This window comes from Leptospira adleri (genome assembly GCF_002811985.1).
Classification (GTDB): domain Bacteria; phylum Spirochaetota; class Leptospiria; order Leptospirales; family Leptospiraceae; genus Leptospira; species Leptospira adleri.
This window is the reverse complement of sequence record NZ_NPDU01000003.1, coordinates 72,363-94,388: the sequence shown is the minus strand read 5'-3', so window position 1 is coordinate 94,388 and position 22,026 is coordinate 72,363. Positions and strand designations below refer to the sequence as shown.

Genomic DNA, 22,026 nt, shown 5'->3' with positions numbered 1-22,026 from the left:
GCATTGATTAAAAAACAAATTCTTTAGAAAAAAATCAAAAAACTCTATTTTCAAGGCTCATGCAATCTCTTCGGGGAACCGTTTTCGGTATGGGATCAAAAGAAGAATTTATTTCTAAGAGAGAGATATCGCTGAGAAAAAAGGGTGCACCAGTGACTTTACTCATTCCTGAGCAAATTATTCGAATGAGAAAGCTCAGGGCAGACAAGCTAAATCTGGAGCTGAGCTTCCTCTTAAAAAAATATCAAAAAGCAGCTTTAAGGAAAAAGTTTTTAGGGAAGAGTTTTCCGGCTGTTAGCTACCAAAAGAAAGGCCTAAAACTCACAAGGATGAATTTTCGACCTGATGAGAAAGACTGGGTTGAATTGGGGATCCTGGCACAAGGCTTAGGCGTCTCTCGTTGCCTTCTCTTTTCTATTTTGGAGCAATGGGAGTGTAATCAGGAAATCCCCCGAGCAGAACTCGGAGGAGCTCTTACAAAAATCACCCTCCTCAAAAAAATCCTCCTTTCCCAAAAACGTTTCCACTCGCAACTTTTTCTTCTTTCCTCATAAAAAGCCTTGCAGATATCAAGATATCTTGATATCTCTGTCCTAATGGAGCTTTTGGAAGCAAAAATCTACTCAGGAAATCGCCCGAGACAGATTCTTTCTGCTCTGAAGGCGCTCTCCGATGAAACGAGGGTTCGAATTCTCCACATACTTTCTTTATCCCCTTTGAACGTCCAAGAAATCACGGAAGTTTTGAGAATGGGTCAATCTAGGGTTTCGAGACATCTCAAAATCCTGACCGATGCGGGCTTTCTCGTTCCGGAAAGAGAAGGCTCTTGGGTTTATTATAGAATTCCCGAAGAGAAAAAGACGCCCGACTTCTCTTCGGAAATCACGGATCTCCTTTTGACTTACAGAGACGATTTACCGTTCGGAGACGAAGATAAAAATCAAATCTCAGAAATTCTTTCCAGAAGAGATCAGAAAAATACATTCTATTTTAATAATGTAGCGCAAGATTGGGAATCGATCCAAAAAGACGTCTTAGATCCCGCCATTTATCGTAAAAAAATTCTTTCCTATCTTCCGAATTCATCTTCCGTAATATATGATTTAGGATGCGGACCCGGAGGTCTGATTCCATATCTCTTAACAAAATCGGATCAAGTCATCGGAGTGGATTCTTCTCCAAAGATGGTGGAAGAGGCGCAGGTGGCCTTTGCGGGGAATTCTCACGTATCTCTGATCCATTCTCCATTGGAGAATGTGGCGTCTTTCGCGACGAAACAAGCGGACGCCGTAGTAGCGTCGATGGTTCTTCATCATCTTTCCAACCCACCGGGTGTTATACGCGAAATTTATAAAATGCTAAAGCCGGGCGGAACCTTCTGTTTGGTGGATCTAAAAAAGCACAACCAAGAGTTTATGAGGGATAACTTCTCCGATCTCTGGTTGGGTTTTGATTATTCACTTCTTCAAGACTGGCTTGAGTTATCCGGCTTCTCCGTAAAGGCTTATGAAGAATTCGATACCGGAAACGTTTTCAAAATATTAATCATTCAAGCAACGAAAAAGGAGGACTAAAATGTCCGCAATTACACAGGAAAAAGGCCTAAGCTATAAAGTAAAAGACCTCTCTCTCGCAGACTGGGGAAGACAGGAAATCATCCTGGCAGAAAAAGAAATGCCGGGTCTTATGGCTTTGAGACAAGAATACAAAGGTAAAAAACCTTTGGCTGGAGCAAGAATCGCAGGATCTCTCCACATGACGATTCAAACTGCGGTTCTGATCGAGACTCTTATCGAACTCGGAGCGGAAGTGAGATGGTCTTCTTGCAACATCTTTTCAACTCAAGATCACGCCGCGGCGGCGGTCGCAAAAGCGGGTGTTCCCGTGTTTGCATGGAAAGGGGAAAGCGAAGAAGAGTATTGGTGGTGTATCGAGCAGACTATTTTCTTCGGAGACAAAGGACCAAACATGATCCTGGACGACGGCGGAGATTTGACCGCTTACGTTCACGAAAAATATCCTCAATTGTTAAGCGAAATCCGCGGGATCTCGGAAGAAACAACTACGGGCGTTAAGAGTCTTTACAAACTCCTCAAAAAAGGAGAATTGAAAGTTCCCGCATTCAACGTAAACGACTCGGTAACAAAATCGAAGTTCGACAACCTCTACGGATGTCGCGAATCTCTCGCTGACGGAATCAAAAGAGCGACCGACGTTATGCTCGCCGGAAAAGTGGCTCTCGTTTGCGGTTTCGGTGACGTTGGAAAAGGTTCCGCGGCTTCTCTTCGTAACTTCGGAGCTCGAGTGATCGTAACCGAAATCGATCCTATCTGCGCGCTTCAGGCTTCTATGGAAGGATATCAAGTTCTTCGCGTGGAAGACATCATCGAACAAGTGGACATCGTAGTAACTGCAACAGGAAACGACGACATCATCACCCTTGAACACATGAAAGCGATGAAAGACGGAGCGATTCTTTGTAACATCGGACACTTCGATACCGAAATCCAGATGTCCAGACTGAACGGAGAAAAAGGCGTAACCAAAAAAGAAATCAAACCACAAGTGGACAAATACACTTTTGCAGACGGTAAATCCATCCTCGTTCTCGCGGAAGGACGTCTTGTAAACTTGGGTTGTGCAACCGGTCACCCTTCTTTCGTAATGTCTTGTTCCTTCACAAACCAAGTATTGGCTCAGATCGAACTCTACAACACGAAGTATGAACTGGGAGTTTACACTCTTCCAAAACATCTGGATGAAAAAGTTGCGGCTCTTCACCTGGAACAATTGGGAGTTCGTTTAACAAAATTGAATCAGAAACAAGCCGACTATTTGGGAGTTCCAGTTAACGGACCTTTCAAACCGGAGAACTACAGATACTGATCGAAAAAATTCCGGGATCGATATAAGATCCCGGAAGGTCGGTCCTTCTATAAACGATGGCCTACGTTGTCACAGAACCGTGTAGAAACTGCAAATATACGTATTGCGCCGCGGTTTGTCCCGTGGAAGCGTTTCGAGAAGGAACCGATTGTCTCTACATTGAACCTTCTGTCTGCATCGATTGTAACAAGTGCAGGCCGGAGTGTCCGGTCGAAGCGATCTATCCTGATTGCGATGTACCTTCGATCTGGCAAAGCTGGATAACGGAGAATGCCTTGAGATCAAAACATTCTCCTGCGATCATAGACGTCAAAGTCCCTCTCAAGGACCAAGGCTGTATAAATTCAGAATATTAGAAGAACGTAATTTTATTTTTCAGAACACATAAAGAAACGAATCATGACTCAGAAAGCTCAGAACTATACCAATCCAAAGGCGAAAGAACTCATCTCCCTTCTCGAAAAACAAATTTTAGTCATCGACGGAGCGATGGGAACGATGATTCAAAGATTTCCTCTGACCGAAGACGACTTCAGGGGCGACGTACTAAAAAATCATCCACATCCTCTCAAAGGGAACAACGAACTTCTTTGTTTAACGAGACCGGACGTGATCGAAGCCATCCACGTTAAATTTTTGGAATCCGGCGCAAATATCCTCGAAACAAACACGTTTAGTTCCAATCAAGTCTCTCAAGGCGATTATAAAACGGAATTCTTAGTTGCGGATCTGAACAAGGCCGCTGTTAAATGCGCGCGTAACGCGATCGAAAAATTCCAAAAAACGAATCCGACTCACCCATGCTTTTTAGCGGGTGCGATCGGACCTACGACTCGAACGGCGACGCTTTCTCCGGACGTAAACAACCCGGCGTTCCGTGCGGTTACTTTCGACGAATTAGTCGCGACTTTTTACGAACAAGCGCGCGCGCTTGTTGAGTCGGGAGTCGATCTTCTTCTTCCTGAAACGAATATCGATACGCTTAATTTAAAGGCCGCCATTTTCGCGATCGAACAAGTATTCGAAGACCTTAAAGTAAGAATTCCTGTTTGCCTTTCCGTAACGATTACCGACGCTTCCGGAAGAACACTTTCCGGACAAACCGTGGAAGCGTTTTACAATTCCATCGCTCACGCAAAACCGTTATCAGTGGGAATCAACTGCGCGTTAGGCGCCGATGAGATGAGACCGTATATCGAAGAACTCTCCCGAGTATCCTCCTGTATGATCAGTTGTTATCCGAACGCAGGACTTCCGAACGCATTCGGCGGATACGATCAGACTCCGGAAGAATTCGGAAAATATATTCAAGAATTTGCAAGCGCCGGCTGGCTAAACATAGCCGGGGGTTGCTGTGGAACGACTCCGGAACATATCGCCGCAGCTGCCAAGGCGGTCCAAGGGAAAAAACCTAGAGTGATTCCCGAAATTCCGGAAGTGACAAGACTTTCGGGGCTCGAACCTCTGAATATAACTCCTGACAAGGGATTTTTATTGGTAGGAGAGAGGACCAACGTAACGGGATCTCCTCGTTTTAAAAAACTCATCATCGAAGGTAATTTCGAAGAAGCGGTCTCGGTCGCTCTGCAACAAGTAGAAGCAGGGGCGAACGTCATCGATATCAACTTCGACGAAGCGTTGTTAGACGGAGAAGCCTCGATGCGACATTTTTTGAATCTCATCGCGGGGGAACCGGACATCGCAAAGGTTCCTTTCATGATCGATTCTTCCAAGTGGAGCGTATTGGAGGAAGGCTTAAAGTGTATCCAGGGAAAACCGATCGTAAATTCGATCTCTCTGAAAGAGGGCGAGGAAAAATTCTTAGAACACGCGCGTAAGATCCAGAGATACGGTGCCGCTGCGATCGTGATGGCTTTCGACGAACAAGGTCAGGCAGCTACAAAAGACGAAAAGGTTAGAATATGCAAACGCGCGTATGATCTTCTCGTGACAAAAGCCGACTTCAACCCGGTCGACATCATCTTTGATCCGAACATTCTTACCGTCGCAACCGGAATCGAAGAACATAACAACTACGCGATGGACTTCATCGACGCCATTCGTGAAATTAAAAAACTGTGTCCGGGGGCAAAGGTTTCCGGCGGTTTGTCTAACGTGTCTTTCTCTTTCAGGGGAAACAATCCGGTGAGGGAGGCGATGCATTCCGTATTCTTATATTATGCGATCCAAGCGGGAATGGACATGGCGATCGTAAACGCCGGAATGCTCGCCGTCTACGAAGAAATTCCAAAAGATTTATTAGAATATGTTGAAGATGTAATTCTGAACAGAAGACCGGACGCGACCGAACGTCTCGTAGAATTTGCGGAAAGCGTAAAGTCCGGAGACAAAGCGGAGAAAAAAGAAGAGACCTGGAGAGAAGGAACTTCCGTGGAGGAAAGACTTTCTCACGCCCTCGTAAAAGGAATCGTAGAATACATCGATCAAGATACTGAAGAAGCGCGCCTTAAATACGGACGTCCGTTAACCGTAATCGAAGGTCCTCTTATGGACGGAATGAAAATCGTGGGAGAACTTTTCGGAGCCGGAAAGATGTTCCTTCCTCAAGTGGTAAAGAGTGCGCGTGTGATGAAAAAATCCGTAGCTTATCTTTTACCTTTTATGGAGGAAGAAAAGAAAAACAATCAGGACGATTCGTCTCGCCCTAAATTCTTAATCGCGACCGTAAAGGGAGACGTACACGATATCGGCAAAAATATCGTCGGCGTGGTTCTTGCATGCAATAACTACGAAGTGATCGATTTAGGAGTGATGGTTCCCGCCGACAAAATTCTCGAAGAAGCAAGAAAGCATAACGCGAGCATCATCGGCCTTTCCGGCTTAATCACACCTTCTCTGGACGAAATGGTTCACGTTGCGGCCGAGATGAAACGCACCGGATTTGAAGTACCTCTTTTGATCGGCGGAGCTACTACGAGCTCCGCACATACGGCGGTTAAGATCGCACCGGCGTACGATCAACCCGTGGTTCACGTCGTGGACGCGTCTCGGGTCGTAAACGTGGTCAATCAACTTCTTCATCCCGATCTTATCGAAGACTATACGAAAAAGATCAAAGAGGACCAACTCGCTGCGAGAGAAAATTACTTCAATACAAGAGCGGAAAGAAAACTCGTCTCTCTCGATCAAGCAAGGGAAAACAAGGAAACGATCGATTGGTCTACGTCTCGCATCGACAAACCGGCGTTTGTCGGAATCAAAGTATTCGATGAAGAAGTTTCGTTGGAAACGCTGATTCCTTTTATCGACTGGACCCCGTTCTTCACAGCTTGGGAATTGAAAGGCAGATACCCCGCTATCTTGGAGAGCGAAACAACCGGGAAACAGGCGAGAGAACTTTTTGCGGACGCCCAGAAACTGATGAAAAGAATCACGGAAGGGAAACTTTTCAAAACAAAGGGCGTGATCGGAATTTTTCCGGCGAACAGCGTAGACGACGATATCGAAGTTTACGAAGATGAAACTCGCTCCAAATTGCTCACGGTTTTTCATACTTTGCGTCAGCAGATCCAAAAAGAGGACGCTACAGAACCTAATTATTGTTTGGCGGACTACGTAGCTCCGAAGGAATCGGGAAGAATCGACTACATCGGAGGATTTGCGGTGACGACCGGACACGGTGTAGAAGAATTCGCAAAAGAGTTTGAGAAGAATCTTGACGACTACAATTCCATCATGGCCAAAGCGTTAGGCGATCGTTTTGCGGAGGCGTTCGCTGAATACATACACTTCAAAGTTCGAAAAGAATATTGGGGTTACGCAAAAGACGAAAATCTTTCTCCGGAAGATTTGATCAGGGAAAGATATAGAGGGATTCGTCCTGCAGCCGGTTATCCGGCGTCTCCGGATCACACTGAGAAGCGAGTTCTTTTCGATCTTCTCCAAGCTGAAAAAAATACGGGGATCACTCTAACTGAACATTTTGCAATGTGGCCGGCGAGCTCGGTCAGCGGTTTGTATTTTGCGCATCCTCAATCCAAATACTTTGCCGTTGCGAAAATCAACCGTGATCAGATAGAAGATTACGCCAAACGAAAAGGATTTACGATCGAAGAGACGGAACGTTGGCTCGCGCCCAATCTGGCTTATGACCCTCTTGCGATTTCGATCGCGAGATAAGGATAGGAGAAAGGAAGAATCCATTTTCTTTCGTCTAACTAGAAAGTTATGAAACCGGCGGTACCAAATCATTCTTCGGTTCACAATCACGGACCCGTCTTTTCGGAAACCCGAAGTGCGACCGAAGAATTTTCATTTCACCCGACTCTGATTTCTTGGCTCAGCGGTCCACTCCATCTCCAAGGAAATGAAATTCTAAAACTTACCGAGATCGGATGTACGGACAATTCCTGTCCGGTGATCGAAACCTGTCTGGAAGTATTCGATTCCAAAGAGAATTCGAAACCTAAAACGATGATTCGTTTCGGAAGGGCCAAACATCTGATCAGCAAAATGGATCTCGCGTTCTCCCTCAAAAAACAAGGGATTTTAGAATAGTCCTTCCTTGCGATTTTGTTGTAGGAGCTCTTACGGTTTTTAAGGAATTCATTCTGCCTTTTTCGTAATTCTTCGCCGAGAATCGCAACCGAACGAATTCGTCGTGGAGAAAGTTCCCCGATTGACAGCGTGAAATGTAGGAACTCTTACAAAGTAACGGATTCAAATTCCAGAATATTCAAAACGTATGTCACTCCTCGAAGTTCGGCTAAGAATGGAGGCTCCGTTTCATTTAGGATTTGTAGTAGCTCTTACAATTTTTCAAAAAAGTTCAAATCTTCGCATCCAAAACTAAAAAATCAGAACATCCCCAGAATTGAAAATCCGACTTGGTTGTTCCTTTTGTAGGAGCTCTTACAAATACACAATTGAAATCCGGATTTACAGAGAACCGCCCCGGACGGAACCGCAAACGATCGATCTATTAGAACCGGGGGATTACTTAGGAGAAGTTTCGGAAAAACTGTATTTGATTCCGAGCAAACCCTGAACTTCCTGCATCCAAAGGTGTTGTTCGCCGGATTGAAGTTGAGCCGCAGTCGGAACCGGAACTCTCACCATACCTTCCAAACTTAGATTTCTGGAAGAAAAAGAAATTCCCGGATTGAGATAATATTCATACGATTTCAAGCCGCGTCCGTTGTTCGCTTGCGGGTCGCTCAGAGAAAAAACTCCGTTCCGATCCTGAAAACGTTTCACACTCGAAAACTGAACAAAAAAATTCATCTTGGAACTTTCGCCGATTTCGGGAAATACGGAATAATTGAACGCAATGGTGGACTTTGCAGATTCTAAAACGGCAAGACCCGCTTGGTTACCGATCATTCTTGCGTTAAAATCCATTTCCAAGCCCGCATGACGTTTCATATAAAGAAACATCACTCCGGAACTGCTTCCGTTTTGCAGAGGATTTGCATTCCAATTCGCCAAACCAAAACCTTGGATCTGGTTTCTGGAATCGGTGATTCGATCCATCGTTCTTTTCTCGGAGAAGGCTCCGGAAAGAAGTTTTCCCGAACGCGAGGGAACATCATTTACGAAGACGGTTTCGGAAACGGGAAGAAAATTTACGTTTCCACTTGGAACCACGGAAAATAAAAACGGTTGGAACATTCCCGAAAACGAAAGTCCCGGAGTCACCGTGAAAATCGGAGCCGGAGATTTTGTCTCTTGGAAAGAATCCGAATCGGGTCCCAGTTTGAGTTCCATCGGATCCTTATACGGAATCGCGATCACTTGGAGATATTTCTGACGATTGAGATCAAAATCCCGGGAAAGGTGATAAGGCTCGAACGGACTGAAAGAAGGGTCTTCTACGGAAAAAATGGAAACCCCGAAAAGGAACAAAAATAAAGATAGAATGAGGGATCTTTTTCCGTTCATGTACGCTCTTCTGTGTAAGACTATAGAAATAGAACAGAACTGTCAGTATAAAATTGCAAAATGACGTGATTTTTCCCGGAATTCCTTAAAATTCAACGCGAGGGTAAGAATGGAGACAAAAATAAAAAATTTCGGCGAATGCCTCATACCAAGTCCTGCGGATTATGAATACTATACTAGCGATTCTTCCAGATTATTGTTTAGGACCGTCTTCCAATCCAAGGAAGATTGGAATTCTTATGTTGAGGGCGGCCCGGACTTTTTCGAACAAGCCGGTCCTCGCGAAAAAATTTTTTTCCGACCGAAGGAAGTGACCGCGGGAATCGTAACGTGCGGCGGTCTTTGTCCCGGAATCAACGACGTGATCCGAGGAATCGTAATGGAACTCTACTATCGTTACGGTGTTTCCCGAATTCTCGGTTTTCCTTTCGGCTACCAAGGTCTTGTCAAAAAATATTCTCATAAGCCGATCGAACTCACTCCGGAGCGGGTGGCGCATATCGTGGAAGAAGGAGGTTCCATGCTCGGTTCCTCGAGGGGAAATCAATCCCCCGTCGACATGGTCGACTTTCTCAGTCTTTACGGAGTCAAGGTTCTCTTTTGTATCGGAGGCGACGGAACTCTGCGAGGAGCTAGAGAGATCGTGGACGAGATCGCCAAACGCGGAGAAGAAATTTCGGTCATCGGAATTCCGAAAACCATAGACAACGATATCAACTACGTCCAAAAAACATTCGGTTTTTCTACTGCGTTTTCCAAAGCGATGGAAGCCGTGGAATGCGCCCACGTGGAAGCCAAAGGAGCGCCTAACGGAATCGGTCTTGTAAAACTCATGGGAAGACATTCCGGCTTTATCGCGGTGAACGCAGCGCTTGCCTCCCGAAACGTAAACTATTGCCTGATCCCGGAAGTAAATTTCGATCTTCACGGCAACGGGGCCTTCTTGGACGAACTCAAAAAAAGAATCCAAAAAAAAGGTCACGCAGTGATCATCGCCGCCGAAGGAGCGGGACAACATTTTTTCGAGACCACGGGAGAAAGAGATCCATCGGGAAATCTAAAACTCAAGGATATCGGAATCTTTCTGAAAGATACGATGACCGACTTTTTTAAAAAAGAGAATATTCCTGTGAACATCAAATACATCGATCCGAGTTATATCATTCGTTCGATTCCGGCCAATCCGGAAGATTCGGTCTTTTGCGGTTTTTTGGCTCAGAACGCGGTGCACGCGGCCATGGCCGGTAAAACCGATATGGTTGTCGGGATGTGGAACAACGTCTTTACACACCTTCCGATTTCGGTCGCGATTCAGGAAAGAAAGGTTCTTCAACCGGATCGAAGTACACTTTGGAGATCTCTCCTCGCGTCCACGGGACAACCGGCACACATGTTGGCAAAATGAGCGATTCGATACGTTACGCATCTTCAATTTCATTCCAGTTCCACCGAGCTTTGACAAAAGGACTTATCTTCGGCTTTGAAAAACGTAGAAACTCAAAGACGCATTTGAGAGAATAAAAAAGACGATTCTAAATTTTGCAAAAAGTCGACAAGATATAATTTGTAGGAGCTCACACAGATAGATTCGAATTTTATAAAATAACATTTCGTTCGTTTTAGAAAGTTCGGAGATTTTCGGAAAATTTCTTGAGAAAAGAAAATGCGTCAGCGATGGGGAGGGCGCGTTCGCGTCCCGAGCGAATATTAGAATATTATTTTTCTTTTAAGAACGGTGCGAGCGAGGGATGAGTCGCTTTTGCGACGAAACCCGGACCAAGCGCGGTCCTTCCGATTCCCATCGGAAGGAGACGCCCGAATGTTTTTCCGGTCACGACTTCCCCGCTGCGACGGAACATGCGGACCGGATGATTTCGATGTTTCCCGAAAGGGTTTTGTTCGAAGATTTGCTTTTGCGGAAAAGGAATTTGTTTTTTAAGGAAGACGAACCATAAAGAGGGTGTAGTCGTCGTGAGGCGCGGCGTCTCCGCGAAACGCGTCCGTCGTATCGATGATCAATTCTTTCAGCGCTCCGAGAGGCATTTCGCCGTTTCTTTCGATGAGCTTCGTGAGATTTTCGAGTCCGTACATCTCGTTGGATTCGTTCATCGCTTCGCTCACGCCGTCCGTATAAAGGATGAGAAGATCTCCCGGTGCGTAATCGATTTCGTGTTCGTCGATTTCGGATTCTTTGATTCCGAGCGGCATTCCTTTCCCGGAAAGACTCGTTACCTTTTTGTCTTTTGCTTTGTAGAGGAGTTGTTCGTTGTGGCCCGCGCTTGAAAATCGGATTCTTCTTTTGGCCATGTTGATCCGAGCGAGCATAACGGTGACGAACATAAAATACCCGGATTTTTCCTGAATGATTCGATTCGCGCTCATCAAACTGATGCTAGTCGAAGAATTTCTGGAAACTTCGCCGGATATGATCGTCTTTGAGAATTCCATAAAGAGAGCGGCGGCGATTCCTTTTCCGGAAACGTCCGCAATCAGAACGCTCACTTCGTCGGGGTTGTGATAGATGAGGTCGTAAAAGTCTCCGCCGATTTCCTTGGACGCGATGTAACTCGTCTCCAATTCCAATCCCTGGATTTTTTTCGGAATGTTCGGCAAAGAATTCACTTGGATCTGAGAAGCGATCTGCATATCTCTTCGGATCGAATTGAGTTTTTCTTTTTGATCCTTGGAAAGAAGAGAATTGTATGCCTCCGCGATCTGATTGGAAATCGTACTCAGAATATTTTGATCGGCGTTGTCGAAACTGTTTCCAGAGGTTTTATCCGCGGCGTTGAGAATTCCGATGATCTTCCCGTCTTGTCGGATCGGAACCGAGATAAAAGACTTGGTCTTGTATCTTTCGGGACGAACCCATTCTTCCGCTAGGGCCGTCGTGTTTTGCACAAGAATCGGAGCCCCGGTTTCCAAAATCCTGCTGATGACTCCTTCCTTCTCGTTGATGAAATGTTCTTCCTCTTCGAGACTAAAACCGATGCTTTTTTTGAGTTCGTATTTCCCGCTCTTAGGATTGAAGAAGATGAGGGAAACCCGTTCCGCTCCCATCACTTCCGAAATCGAATGGACGGTGAGATTTAAGAATTGATCCATCTCCGCGATGTTCGAGATCGCCTGGCTGAGTTGAAAGAGACAGTCGAGTTCGTTCGCGCGGCTTTTCAAATCGCGGATGAGTCTTCGATTCCGAATCGCGATCGCGGCAAGATCCGAAAGATATTGAAGAACCTTGATGTCCTTATTGGTGAATTCTTCCCTTCCCAAAGAGTTTACGGCTTCCAAAACTCCCTGAATTTCTCCCTGCGTGCTCATGGGAACGCAGATCAAATTGTTCGTTACAAATCCGACCGTCTCGTCGATATTTCTATAAATTCTTGGATCATTTGCGGCGTCGTTTACGATCACGGGTTCCAGAGTTTCCAGAACCATTCCCGCGATTCCTTTTCCCCGAGGAACCTTGAGTTCCGTAAGAGATTCTCCCTTCGTTCCTTTTGCTACGTTGAAGACAAGACAGTCTTCGTCCCGATCGTAAAGAAGAAGAGAACATCCTTCCGAATTGAGGACGTCCTTTGTCGTTTCTATGATGATGCCGAGGAGTTCTTCCAAGTCGTCGGTCGAATTGATTCTCGCCGTAATATCGGAGATTAGGGATAAGGATAATTGCCTTTCACTCATAAAGGGGGTTTAACGGACCGTTCTAAAGAAAGAATTGAATCATTGGATACAAGAAAGATTTCCCTGTCAAGGAGTTTCATTAACAATTAACAAGAACCAAAATTGCAAAAAAAATCTCTTCTTATGATTTTTTTGATTCTCCGGAGAAATTTTGAAATGTTGTTTCTGGAATTTTTTCTTTTCTCTCCATCTCAAAAGAGGCAAGAAAAATGGATTCCGATTCGAAAAGACATTCTTTCAAAGAATTCTCCTGAAGAGAAACAAACAAAAACGCGTCACTCGATCAAAGAACCGATCCCCTGATCCGTAAAAATTTCGATTAGGATAGAATGGGGAACTCTTCCGTCGATGATATGAGTTCTCCTCACACCCTGATCGATCGCAGTGAGACAACATTCAACCTTTGGAATCATTCCGCCGGAAATTTCACCTTTTCGAATATACTCCTTCACCTTTCCTCGGTTGAGACCGGTTGCGAGTTTTCCGTCGATTAAAATTCCGTCCGTGTCCGTAAGAAGAATCAACTTCTCCGCTTTGAGTGCGCCTGCGACTTCGCCTGCAAATGTGTCCGCGTTGATGTTGAGACTGTCGCCCGAGGCGGATTCCGCCACCGGAGATATCACCGGAATAAATCCTTCTTTTTGTAGATTGAGAAGAATTTCAGGATTGATCGTTTCGATCTTTCCCACAAGACCCACGTCAAAGAGTTGTTTTTCCTTACCTTCGAGCTCGATCTCGATCGGAGCTTTTGTTGCCTTGGCAAGATTTCCGTCTTTTCCGGAAATTCCCACTGCGTTTCCGCCTTGGGCATTGATCATGGAAACGATTTGTTTGTTCACCTTTCCGGTAAGAACCATTTCCACAACGTCCATCGTTTGAGCGTCCGTAACCCGATGTCCGTGTACGAACTCGGTCGGAATTTTTAAACTCTCCAGAAGTCGATTGATTTCAGGTCCGCCTCCGTGAACGATCACGGGATGAATTCCCACGTATTTTAAAAGAACGATATCCTTTGCAAAAGATTCTTTCAGATCGGCTTTCGCCATCGCCGCGCCGCCGTATTTGATCACAACCGTCTTGCCCGAATACTTTGTAATATAAGGGAGGGCTTCGAGGATATGATTGACTCTTTCGAAAAGTTTTTCCATGAGAAACAGAGAATTCCTTGTGCCGATCTCTGTCATCCAGAAATACGGGATAGAAGTTAGAATGGAGATTCAAGAAGAGTGTCTGTAACAAAGAAAGAATCCGAAAATAAAAAAAATGTAATTCTTACCGGCGGAAGCGGCGGCTTGGGAAGAGCGATCGTCGAGTTGCTCGTCTCCGAAGGTTACTCGGTCACAAATTTGGATTTGAATCGTCCTTCGAATCCGTTCGAAGGAGAATTTTTCATTCCGACCGATCTTACACGCGATGCAGAACTCAATTCTTCCTTGGAAAATTGGAAAAGATACGTCGCTTCCGAAAATCAGACTCCTTACGGATTCATTCATTGCGCGGGTTACGGAGGTCCTTATCACAGGATCACCGAGGTGAGCGAAGAAGAATGGGATCGAATTTTTTCGATAAACATTCGATCCGCGTTTCTGATCACGAAACGGCTTCTTCCTATATTCATAAATTTGAATTTAGGCAGGCTTTTATTCGTCGCGTCCTCTTTGTCTCTCAAGGGATCGGCGAACTCCGTCGCTTATTCTTCTTCCAAACACGCCCTGATCGGCTTCGTTCGTTCTCTCGCGGACGAGTGGGGGCCTTTAGGGATCACGATCAATGCAATCAGTCCGGGTTATATGGAAACAAAGATGGGCATTCAAGAAGATCAAGTGAACGATCACAGAAGTAAAATTTTGGAGATGACCCCTTCTCGGAAAATTGCGGATCCGATGGAGATTGCGAGAGTGATCCTCTTTTTGTTAAGTCCGGATTCCGGTTATATCAACGGCGCGAACTGGGCCGCTGACGGAGGGATCACCGCCGTCTGATTCTGTAATCCCCGATAAATCATATTAAGATTTTTGAATTCGATTTGTCCGTCTCGGAAGGGAATCGATCGTTCAAACCTCTGCGTAAAACTTTTCGACCGCGTTCGCGACAAGACGATCCACGAATCGGGGCGCGACGAGCTTCACCCAGGGAATTAATTTTCCGCCGAAGGTCATCACCAGTTCCCGATCTCTTCGAACGATCGCATCCAGGATCAATCGCGCGCATGTAGACACGGACATGATATTTTTTTTCGGAGTTTGTTGCTTCTCTTTCGAAATCGTTCCATTTGCGTCGAATTTTCTGAAGTTCATTTGAGTCGCGATCGGCCCCGGAGAAACGACTAACACATCCACGCCCGTATCTTTCAATTCTATACGAAGAGAATCGCTGAATCCCTGCACCGCAAATTTCGAAGCAGAATATCCGGTGGATCCCGGAAATCCGGTTTTTCCCTGCAGAGAAGAAATGTTTACGATCAGGCCCTTGGTTTTTTTGAGATGACTCAAAGCGTAATAAGAGCTATAAACGATCCCAAGATAATTTACGGACATCAGCTTTTCAAAAATTCCCAGATCCTGTACGGATTCAAACGGAGCGCTCATGGAAATTCCGGCGCATTGAATCAATATATCGATTTTTCCGAATTTGCCGATCGCAAGATCGATCATTCGTTTGCAATCTTCCGAAGAGGAAACGTCGGTTTTTACGGAGATCGTCTCCGCTCCTTTTTGCAGACATTCCTGCGTTAGATGTTCGAGCGCTTCCAGATTTCGAGAAGCTAAAACCAACTTTACTTGTTGAGACGCGAATTGATACGAAAGTTCCCTTCCGATTCCTTCGCTTGCTCCCGTGATCAGAACGACTTTATCCTTGATCGTATTCTTCATGATCCATCCTTTCTCAATCATTTGCGAAAACGAAATTCGTTTTCATAAGATTTGTAGGTATGGATTTTCTCAAATCGAAACGGTTTCGTCGACTGGAGTTATAACGGCTTACATATTTTTCGGAGAAAACCGATTGATTTTCGAAATCGACGATTTCGTTTTAAAGAAAATCGATTCCGAAATTTTTTTCATAAGAATTCGATTACGACGAAATACAAAGGTTCACAAAATGATCGGGAAATTGTCGTTTAACAATAATTGACGCGGTATATCAAATTCGATCGATCATAAGAACCTGTCCCAAAACTGGGACAGAACCTCGCAGCTTGATCTTTCCGACAAAAAAAATAAGGTTTTGGGACGCGCTGTAAGTATAAAGTCCAAAGTCGAACGTTTGGAGTCGGTGTTTCATTTTAAAAAGAAAAGCGCTAAGCGTTATCGGCCGTTTCGGATAACGTCGCAAAACTCAGCTCAAGCCGAAAAAAAAGTCTCTCAACTTTTTTTGCTCCTCGGTCGGATGTTCTTCGAACTTGAACTGACTCGTCTGAAACCGTTTCGAAAGTTTCATCTTTCTCTTCAGGATCTTTCCTTTCCTTGCGATCAAAAGTTCGATCTTATCCCCGGCCTTGAATTGTTTCAAAAGATCCTTTCGATTTCCCGAATGGATCCGAATTCCGTTCAGGGAAATCCATTCGTCACCTTGACTCAGATCGACGGAAGGATCTAAAATTTTCCAATCGATCTTGCTGATCACGAGATTCCCTCTTTCTTCCCTTGTACCAAAACCAAGTTCCACCCCGGGACTCGAGTCCAATCGTATAACGCCGATTTGATGAAAGTATTTTTCGATCGGAACCGGAACCGGCTTTTCCAGATAAACGCCGAATTCTAATTTCAGATCCACACCGGTGCTTCTTTTTGCGGCTTCAAAAAACTCGGGCTTCGTAAAGCCGCGATTCTTGCCGACATGAAAAAACCGAAAGACCTCTCTCATCACATCCAAGAGGGATTTTTGTCCGGAAGTTTTCGAAAGAAGATAAAGATCCATCGCGAGCGCGAGAATTCCTCCCTTGACGTAATACGAAATTCCGGTGTTCGCCGCATTCGGATCGTTCGGGCGATTGTAAAACTTGGTCCATGCGGAATAAGAAGAATCTTCCAAACTCATCCAAGATTCTCCTTCGGATTTTTCCAAACTCTGAAGATCTTCCATCACCTTCGCTAGATAATTCTCCGCGTTCAAATGTCTTGTCTTAACCAAAAAATAGGCGTCGTAAAAAGAAGTGATTCCTTCCGCGATCCAGAGCTCCCGGGTCAAATTCGGTTTTTGATAATCGAAAGGACCGAGCGCGATCGGCCGGATCCGTTTCACGTTCCAAAGATGAAAGTACTCGTGGGAAAGAAGTTCCAAAAGTTTGAGATAACCGTCCTTGCTCAGCGCCTTCAGAGGATCGTACATATTCACGGAAGAATTCAGATGTTCCAGTCCGCCGTAAGCCCCTTCCGAAAGAATAAGAACGAACAGATAACGGGAATTAGGCGATCCCCCGAAAGAACGAATCTGTTCTCCCGTAATTTTTTGAAGATCGGAAATCAGATTTTTCTGTACGGACTTCGACAAGTCTCCTTCGAGAACGATTTCATGTTCACAATCTTCGGAAACAAAGGATATCGCCGGACGACCGGACAATAAAATCGGAGAATCCATCCATTCGTCCAAAGAGGCCGCGGATCTCTTCTTCCCTTTTCCGGATAAACCGGAATGGCAAAATTCAAACGGAAGAGAATTCGATATTTCTAATGTGATTTCGGAAATTTCAAAATTCTTAGGATAGAGAAACAAAGCGGGGGGATGCAAAAGACAGAATTCCGTGGTGAAATAATTCGAACGAACCGAATAATCGAAACCGTAGACGACGTAACGGATTCGAAACGGCTCTCCTCCGGAAACGACCTTCCAGGAATCCAAACCGATCGGCTCGATATCAAGAGACTTTCCATTCTTTCCGGAAACAAAGGCCTCGAGTTTATGAATGTGCCTGGAATAATCCCGGACCATGTAAGATCCGGGAGACCAAACGGGAAGAGAAAGAACGGTTTCGTTTTCGGGAGCGACCATCTCCAATTCTACTTGAAGATAGTGTCCCGTGAGTTGGTATTCTTGAACAGAAAAGCGAAGTTTAGACAATCATTTACCGCTTGCTTTGGAAATCTCCTGGAGAGTTTCTTCCACCGTGGTCGTCGGGTCAACTTTTCTCCAAACCTTTTGTATTTTCCCGTCCGGAGAAATCAAAAAAGAATCCCGAGAAAGCCCTTTGAAAACTCTTCCTTTCCATTCCTGATCGCCGTAGACTCCCAGGGCCTCGCTCAAAGAATGATTCGGATCGGATAACAAAGGGAAGTTCAAAGAATACTTTTGTATAAAATTCTCATGAGATCCGAGATCGTCCAAGCTCACACCGTAGACCTTCGCTCCGATCTTCTTAAATTCTCCGATATGATCTCTGTAACTGCAGGCTTGTTTTGTGCATCCCGGAGTATCGTCTTTCGGATAAAAATAGAGTAGGGTCCAAGAACCTGCGATGTCCTCGGGAAGTTTCACGCTCTTTCCTTCTGTGCTTTCCAAACTGATCGCTGGAAGAGACGTTCCTAATGTTGGATCTGACATTCAAATTTCCTCATCGAATTGTTTCACTCCGGAAATCCGGATAATGAAATAATAAGAGAAGCGGAAGACTTGCAACCGCTTTTCAAAACGAACTCGAGGAATTGAATCGAATCCGGAATAAAAATGTTGAAAATTCGACAATCTAAACTTCTAATCCTATACTTCACCGAGAAATCACGATTTCTTTAAATGGAAAAACCAACTTTGAAAACGATCCTATTCTTCCTTTTATTTCTTCCTTCATTTCTTTTATCCGAAACCCAGGAAAATTGGAAACCGATCGACCTTCGCACGGGGACCTGGTTTGCCGCGGAAGGTTTTCAAAGTAAGAATCTGAATGGACTCGATTCTTCTTCAGAGCGAGTAAAAAAGATAACTTCGTTTCCGATCGTTATGAACGAAATCTTCGAGGTTCCGATCGGTGAAGGTTTGAAAGAATACACGCTCCAAACTCGGTTCTTTTTGGAAGGGGATCTTCAACAAACCAAAATCTACAAACCCATTTTTCTTTATTTAGAATCGATCGGTGAAAATTGGGAAATTTATCTGAACGGATATTCTCTGAGCAGGGAAATTCATCTCGATCCTTCCGGAAAAGAAATGCTCGTTCGAAGGACCATTCGTAATTTTCGTTTACCGATCGATTCGAGCCTTTTGAAAAAAGGGGAGAACGTCCTCACCTTTCGCCTGATCGGAGATTCTCCTGCGACCGCACTTTCTAAAAACCTGGATCTGGGTTTTTACATCGACGGAGATTATTCGATCACGACAGAACAAAAACTTTCCGGTGAAATTTCCTCGCTCGTCAACCTCTGTCTCAATACGATTTATATCTTTTTCGGTTTGTATCACCTTCTCATCTACGTAAAAAGACGGGAGGATCGTTACACACTCTACTTCGGATTTTTCAGCGTCTTTATGGCCGTTTATTCCCTTTCCCGCACGACATACGCTTTCGAGGCGATTCACGATACTACTTGGATTACAAGAATTGAATATGCCTCCGTTACTCTGCTCGCGCCGCTGTTCTTATTGTTTATGCAGGATTATTTCTACGGAAGAGCGAAGTTTTCGAGAATTCTTTTCGGATTTTTCATTTTCAATCTCGGAATCGCGTTAGTCACCCTTATGGAGCCTTTCCGTTATACGATGACTAGTTTGAGAATCTGGCAGTTTTCGATTCTTCCCACTCTCGTCTATCTACTCTATTTTATGGGAAAAGCGGTATATCTCAGAAAAAAAGACGCAACCGTCATGGCCGCGAGTATGTTCACGGTGGTTTTTATCGCTGTTTACGACGTGATCGATTCCATGTTTTTTCAATCGGGGTTCCGATTCACTCACTTTGCTTATTTTCTTTTTGTAGTAGCTCTTACAACGATTCTCGCGAACAGATTTATATCTTTGTATCGCCAGTCCGAAGATCTCAACATAGAACTCAGCCAGCAGAAACTCGAACTCGCAAGACAAAAGAACGCGTTTTTTCGTTTTGTTCCGGTTCAATTCTTAAACGTTCTTGGAAAAGATTCCGCGGTCGAAGTCAATTTAGGAGATTCCGTTCTCAAAGAGATGAGCGTCCTCTTTACGGACATCCGATCCTTTACTACGATCTCAGAGCAGATGACTCCCGAAGAAAATTTCAAATTTATCAACGACTACCTCGCGAGTATGGAACCCGTCGTCCAGAAACACGAAGGGTTTGTGGACAAGTTTATGGGAGACGGAATTCTCGCGCTCTTTTCGGGAGAAGGTGAAGCGGTGAACGTTAGTCTCCATGGAAAGACATCCGCTGACAAAGCGATTCTCGCGGCGATCGAAATGAAAAAGAGAGTTCAGATGATCAACGCGGAAGCGAAAGATTCTTCTCACTTCAAAGGTCTGAAGATCGGAATCGGGATCAACACCGGAAATCTGATGCTCGGAACCGTGGGAAGCCGCTCGAGACTCGATACGACCGTGATCGGAGATACCGTGAACGTAGCTTCCCGTTTGGAAAGTCTGACCAATCTTTACCGCGCGGACATCCTTATTACGAAGAACACTCTTTCTTCGATGACGATCGCCGACGGACTTGCGATCCGCGAAATCGATTCCGTCGTGGTCAAAGGCAAAACGGATCCGATCATCATCTATGAAGTCTACGAAGCGGACGCGCCGCATATCCGGAAACTCAAAGACACTACCTTACCGTTGATCACGAGAGGAATTATTCTTTACAAAGTCGCGGACTTTCAAGAGGCGCTCATCAATTTCGAACAAGCTCTCAAAGTATATCCCGAAGACATCGTCTCGATCCTTTATCGTAAACGTTGTCAGGAATACATTGCGATTCCTCCGATCGGAAATTGGATCGGAGTTCAACACCTTCTTGAAAAATAAAGGGTTCTCTTTTCTTTAATATCTTAAGGTTGCCGCAATTGCAATCTGTGATCTTACGTCGCGAGTCGATGGTAGCGGCCCTAACGCCGTGGCGCCCGAAAAGTAAAACCCTAACAACGCAGAACTCATAGACGCACTTGAACTTGAAGCGGACGAACTTCCGAACATGGAAGAAATTAAAGTTAACGGATTGGCGGTTTCCTTTACTTTCGATTCGGTGACGGTATGAGTTGCATCCCAATATCCATAAGAAAGATTTAAACCAAGCAATTCCGTAAGTTGATACGTATAACCGAGTTGAAATCTGTTTCCGACAAGTTCCGTAGTCGCTCCACCTTTGACTTTTGTCGTAAGGGGAATCAATAGAGGACTTGTCGCGCTGGATGAAGAACCGGCTCCGAATGTAGAACCCAGATTGACAAATGCTTTAACTTCCTCTGAATATTTCCCGTTATTAGCGACACTTTCAAAGTGCTCTATACTAAAAAATAATTTGTGCCTTTCCTGAAGTTCGAGAGTATAACTTAAACCGATTACGCCGTTCACGAATGCCTCGTAATAATCGATTTTTCTTTGTGTCAAAAAGTCGATTGAGTTCAGCTGGGACGACGTTGTTGCCCCCGTTCCCATTGTCGCCGATAGGCTCGAAGAATAAATATTATAAGTAGAATTGAGTTGAGTGGAATTTCCATTTAATTCCAACCCGAATCTAAATCCGATATTCGAAAGAAACTTATTTGCGTTGGCATGCCAAGGAAGAATTTCCCCCACATACCCAATCCGTGCGGTCCTTAGTTTATTGTTATCATAAAAATAATCATCAAAGGATGTTGTAGCAATCCGACTAGCGGTCGATCCGGACCCAATGGATAATGCAGATTTTTCATATTCAAGGTTTTGAAAACCGTCCGCTTTAAGCCCCGCGTAGGATACCAAAATATTACTTTTATAAATTCCATTTTGAATTCCCATCCCCCAATCAAAGCCCTTGCCTTTAAAGTTCTCCGCACTCGGAAAGGACAGAAAGCTAGTCCCTCCGAATGCCTTATTGACCATTAAAGAATTTTGAGTTAAAATGGCGTTTTTAGCGGTAGCAGAGTTAATGTTATTATCAGTGACTCTGAAGAACATTTCGACATTTCTTCCTTTCGAAGAAATCGGAGCCGCCGCCGACTGCGCGTCCCCTTGAACTTGCGCCGTTACACTGTTAACGCTGAACGCAAATAAACCTAAAAAAAACAAATTCCTAATATAATTCATTCAATCCTCTCAGTCGTTTCACATCGGAAATATTTCTCAATTTGAAGCCTATAACTGGCTAAATCCCGACATCCTTAAAATAGTTTTGCTTGCTCAATTCTTCACTTTAGAAAGAGAAATATCTTGTTTGTGATTTTTTATAGCCAAAAAAATCACAAAAGCTGACTTTGCAAGAATCTTTTAAAAAAAATAGCTTTATCGTAAAATTTGAGAATTCCGTTCTTTAGAAACTCTTTGTGGATTTGATTCAGATATCTTTTCTACTGAAAAAAACTGATTCATGAACGTGAGTTTTTAGAAATCGGGATGTATTGACGCGAAATTCTTCCTCAAACAATCGTTGCCAAGGCCAATTCGCCCCGGAAGATTGGCTTC

General features: G+C 44.6%; 17 protein-coding genes. 9 read left to right on the top strand and 8 right to left on the bottom strand.

What is annotated here, in order from left to right:
- Positions 1 to 89: 89 nt before the first annotated feature.
- From CH376_RS02085 to CH376_RS02060, 6 genes are read left to right on the top strand one after another with little or no spacing between them, the layout of a single operon-like run.
- On the top strand, positions 90 to 554 hold the full coding sequence (locus CH376_RS02085; RefSeq protein WP_100786622.1) for a DUF1564 family protein: 465 nt from the start codon (positions 90 to 92) through the stop codon (positions 552 to 554).
- 42 nt (positions 555 to 596) lie between these two features.
- Positions 597 to 1,574, top strand: a complete 978-nt coding sequence (locus tag CH376_RS02080; protein ID WP_100786572.1) for an ArsR/SmtB family transcription factor — start codon at positions 597 to 599, stop codon at positions 1,572 to 1,574.
- A 1-nt stretch (position 1,575) separates the two neighbouring features.
- Complete coding sequence (gene ahcY, locus CH376_RS02075) at positions 1,576 to 2,886, top strand: adenosylhomocysteinase (RefSeq protein ID WP_100786571.1); 1,311 nt, start codon at positions 1,576 to 1,578, stop codon at positions 2,884 to 2,886.
- 56 nt (positions 2,887 to 2,942) lie between these two features.
- Complete coding sequence (locus CH376_RS02070) at positions 2,943 to 3,242, top strand: indolepyruvate ferredoxin oxidoreductase subunit alpha (protein WP_100786570.1); 300 nt, start codon at positions 2,943 to 2,945, stop codon at positions 3,240 to 3,242.
- A 43-nt stretch (positions 3,243 to 3,285) separates the two neighbouring features.
- Positions 3,286 to 7,026 (top strand): methionine synthase, encoded by a 3,741-nt coding sequence (gene metH, locus CH376_RS02065; protein ID WP_100786569.1) that lies wholly within the window; start codon positions 3,286 to 3,288, stop codon positions 7,024 to 7,026.
- A gap of 48 nt (positions 7,027 to 7,074) precedes the next feature.
- The gene (locus CH376_RS02060) at positions 7,075 to 7,404 is read left to right on the top strand and encodes a hypothetical protein (RefSeq protein ID WP_100786568.1); all 330 of its coding nucleotides are present in this window, start codon (positions 7,075 to 7,077) and stop codon (positions 7,402 to 7,404) included.
- Positions 7,405 to 7,842: 438 nt separating this feature from the next.
- Here the strand turns inward: CH376_RS02060 and CH376_RS02055 are convergent, their stop codons facing one another.
- Complete coding sequence (locus CH376_RS02055; protein ID WP_100786567.1) at positions 7,843 to 8,787, bottom strand: LIC_20087 family outer membrane protein; 945 nt, start codon at positions 8,785 to 8,787, stop codon at positions 7,843 to 7,845.
- 109 nt (positions 8,788 to 8,896) lie between these two features.
- Here CH376_RS02055 and CH376_RS02050 point away from each other — a divergent pair, with 109 nt between their 5' ends.
- Positions 8,897 to 10,192 (top strand): ATP-dependent 6-phosphofructokinase, encoded by a 1,296-nt coding sequence (locus tag CH376_RS02050; protein ID WP_100786566.1) that lies wholly within the window; start codon positions 8,897 to 8,899, stop codon positions 10,190 to 10,192.
- A gap of 310 nt (positions 10,193 to 10,502) precedes the next feature.
- Here CH376_RS02050 and CH376_RS24140 read toward each other — a convergent pair whose 3' ends face one another.
- The 3 genes from CH376_RS24140 to argB form a co-directional block, all read right to left on the bottom strand.
- Positions 10,503 to 10,646, bottom strand: a complete 144-nt coding sequence (locus CH376_RS24140) for a hypothetical protein (protein ID WP_165781787.1) — start codon at positions 10,644 to 10,646, stop codon at positions 10,503 to 10,505.
- A gap of 76 nt (positions 10,647 to 10,722) precedes the next feature.
- Positions 10,723 to 12,471, bottom strand: a complete 1,749-nt coding sequence (locus tag CH376_RS02045; RefSeq protein ID WP_100786565.1) for a SpoIIE family protein phosphatase — start codon at positions 12,469 to 12,471, stop codon at positions 10,723 to 10,725.
- A 275-nt stretch (positions 12,472 to 12,746) separates the two neighbouring features.
- A complete protein-coding gene (gene argB / locus CH376_RS02035) occupies positions 12,747 to 13,619 on the bottom strand; it encodes an acetylglutamate kinase (protein ID WP_100786563.1) in 873 nt (290 codons plus the stop codon).
- A 78-nt stretch (positions 13,620 to 13,697) separates the two neighbouring features.
- On the opposite strand from argB, the gene CH376_RS02030 reads away from it, so the two are divergent.
- Positions 13,698 to 14,453 carry an SDR family NAD(P)-dependent oxidoreductase gene (locus tag CH376_RS02030; RefSeq protein ID WP_100786562.1) on the top strand — a complete coding sequence of 252 codons (756 nt, stop codon included), beginning with the start codon at positions 13,698 to 13,700 and terminating at the stop codon, positions 14,451 to 14,453.
- Between the two features lie 72 nt (positions 14,454 to 14,525).
- Here the strand turns inward: CH376_RS02030 and CH376_RS02025 are convergent, their stop codons facing one another.
- The 3 genes from CH376_RS02025 to CH376_RS02010 all read right to left on the bottom strand — a co-directional run bounded on the left by CH376_RS02025 (position 14,526) and on the right by CH376_RS02010 (position 18,012).
- Positions 14,526 to 15,365 (bottom strand): SDR family oxidoreductase, encoded by an 840-nt coding sequence (locus CH376_RS02025; RefSeq protein ID WP_243394770.1) that lies wholly within the window; start codon positions 15,363 to 15,365, stop codon positions 14,526 to 14,528.
- Between the two features lie 445 nt (positions 15,366 to 15,810).
- Positions 15,811 to 17,532, bottom strand: a complete 1,722-nt coding sequence (locus tag CH376_RS02015) for a M61 family metallopeptidase (RefSeq protein ID WP_100786560.1) — start codon at positions 17,530 to 17,532, stop codon at positions 15,811 to 15,813.
- The gene (locus CH376_RS02010; RefSeq protein WP_100786559.1) at positions 17,533 to 18,012 is read right to left on the bottom strand and encodes a peroxiredoxin; all 480 of its coding nucleotides are present in this window, start codon (positions 18,010 to 18,012) and stop codon (positions 17,533 to 17,535) included. It lies immediately after the preceding gene.
- Positions 18,013 to 18,216: 204 nt separating this feature from the next.
- On the opposite strand from CH376_RS02010, the gene CH376_RS02005 reads away from it, so the two are divergent.
- Entirely contained in the window at positions 18,217 to 20,391 is a 2,175-nt protein-coding gene (locus CH376_RS02005; protein WP_100786620.1) for a 7TM diverse intracellular signaling domain-containing protein, read from the top strand.
- A 15-nt stretch (positions 20,392 to 20,406) separates the two neighbouring features.
- On the opposite strand, the gene CH376_RS02000 is transcribed toward CH376_RS02005, so the two are convergent.
- Complete coding sequence (locus CH376_RS02000) at positions 20,407 to 21,651, bottom strand: hypothetical protein (RefSeq protein WP_100786558.1); 1,245 nt, start codon at positions 21,649 to 21,651, stop codon at positions 20,407 to 20,409.
- Positions 21,652 to 22,026: the final 375 nt, after the last annotated feature.

Coding starts and splice junctions, on each gene's coding strand:
- CH376_RS02085 (WP_100786622.1), top strand. CDS start 90: ATGGGATCAAAAGAAGAATTTATTTCTAAGAGAGAGATATCGCTGAGA.
- CH376_RS02080 (WP_100786572.1), top strand. CDS start 597: ATGGAGCTTTTGGAAGCAAAAATCTACTCAGGAAATCGCCCGAGACAG.
- ahcY (WP_100786571.1), top strand. CDS start 1,576: ATGTCCGCAATTACACAGGAAAAAGGCCTAAGCTATAAAGTAAAAGAC.
- CH376_RS02070 (WP_100786570.1), top strand. CDS start 2,943: ATGGCCTACGTTGTCACAGAACCGTGTAGAAACTGCAAATATACGTAT.
- metH (WP_100786569.1), top strand. CDS start 3,286: ATGACTCAGAAAGCTCAGAACTATACCAATCCAAAGGCGAAAGAACTC.
- CH376_RS02060 (WP_100786568.1), top strand. CDS start 7,075: ATGAAACCGGCGGTACCAAATCATTCTTCGGTTCACAATCACGGACCC.
- CH376_RS02055 (WP_100786567.1), bottom strand. CDS start 8,787: ATGAACGGAAAAAGATCCCTCATTCTATCTTTATTTTTGTTCCTTTTC.
- CH376_RS02050 (WP_100786566.1), top strand. CDS start 8,897: ATGGAGACAAAAATAAAAAATTTCGGCGAATGCCTCATACCAAGTCCT.
- CH376_RS24140 (WP_165781787.1), bottom strand. CDS start 10,646: ATGTTCCGTCGCAGCGGGGAAGTCGTGACCGGAAAAACATTCGGGCGT.
- CH376_RS02045 (WP_100786565.1), bottom strand. CDS start 12,471: ATGAGTGAAAGGCAATTATCCTTATCCCTAATCTCCGATATTACGGCG.
- argB (WP_100786563.1), bottom strand. CDS start 13,619: ATGGAAAAACTTTTCGAAAGAGTCAATCATATCCTCGAAGCCCTCCCT.
- CH376_RS02025 (WP_243394770.1), bottom strand. CDS start 15,365: ATGATTGAGAAAGGATGGATCATGAAGAATACGATCAAGGATAAAGTC.
- CH376_RS02010 (WP_100786559.1), bottom strand. CDS start 18,012: ATGTCAGATCCAACATTAGGAACGTCTCTTCCAGCGATCAGTTTGGAA.
- CH376_RS02000 (WP_100786558.1), bottom strand. CDS start 21,651: ATGAATTATATTAGGAATTTGTTTTTTTTAGGTTTATTTGCGTTCAGC.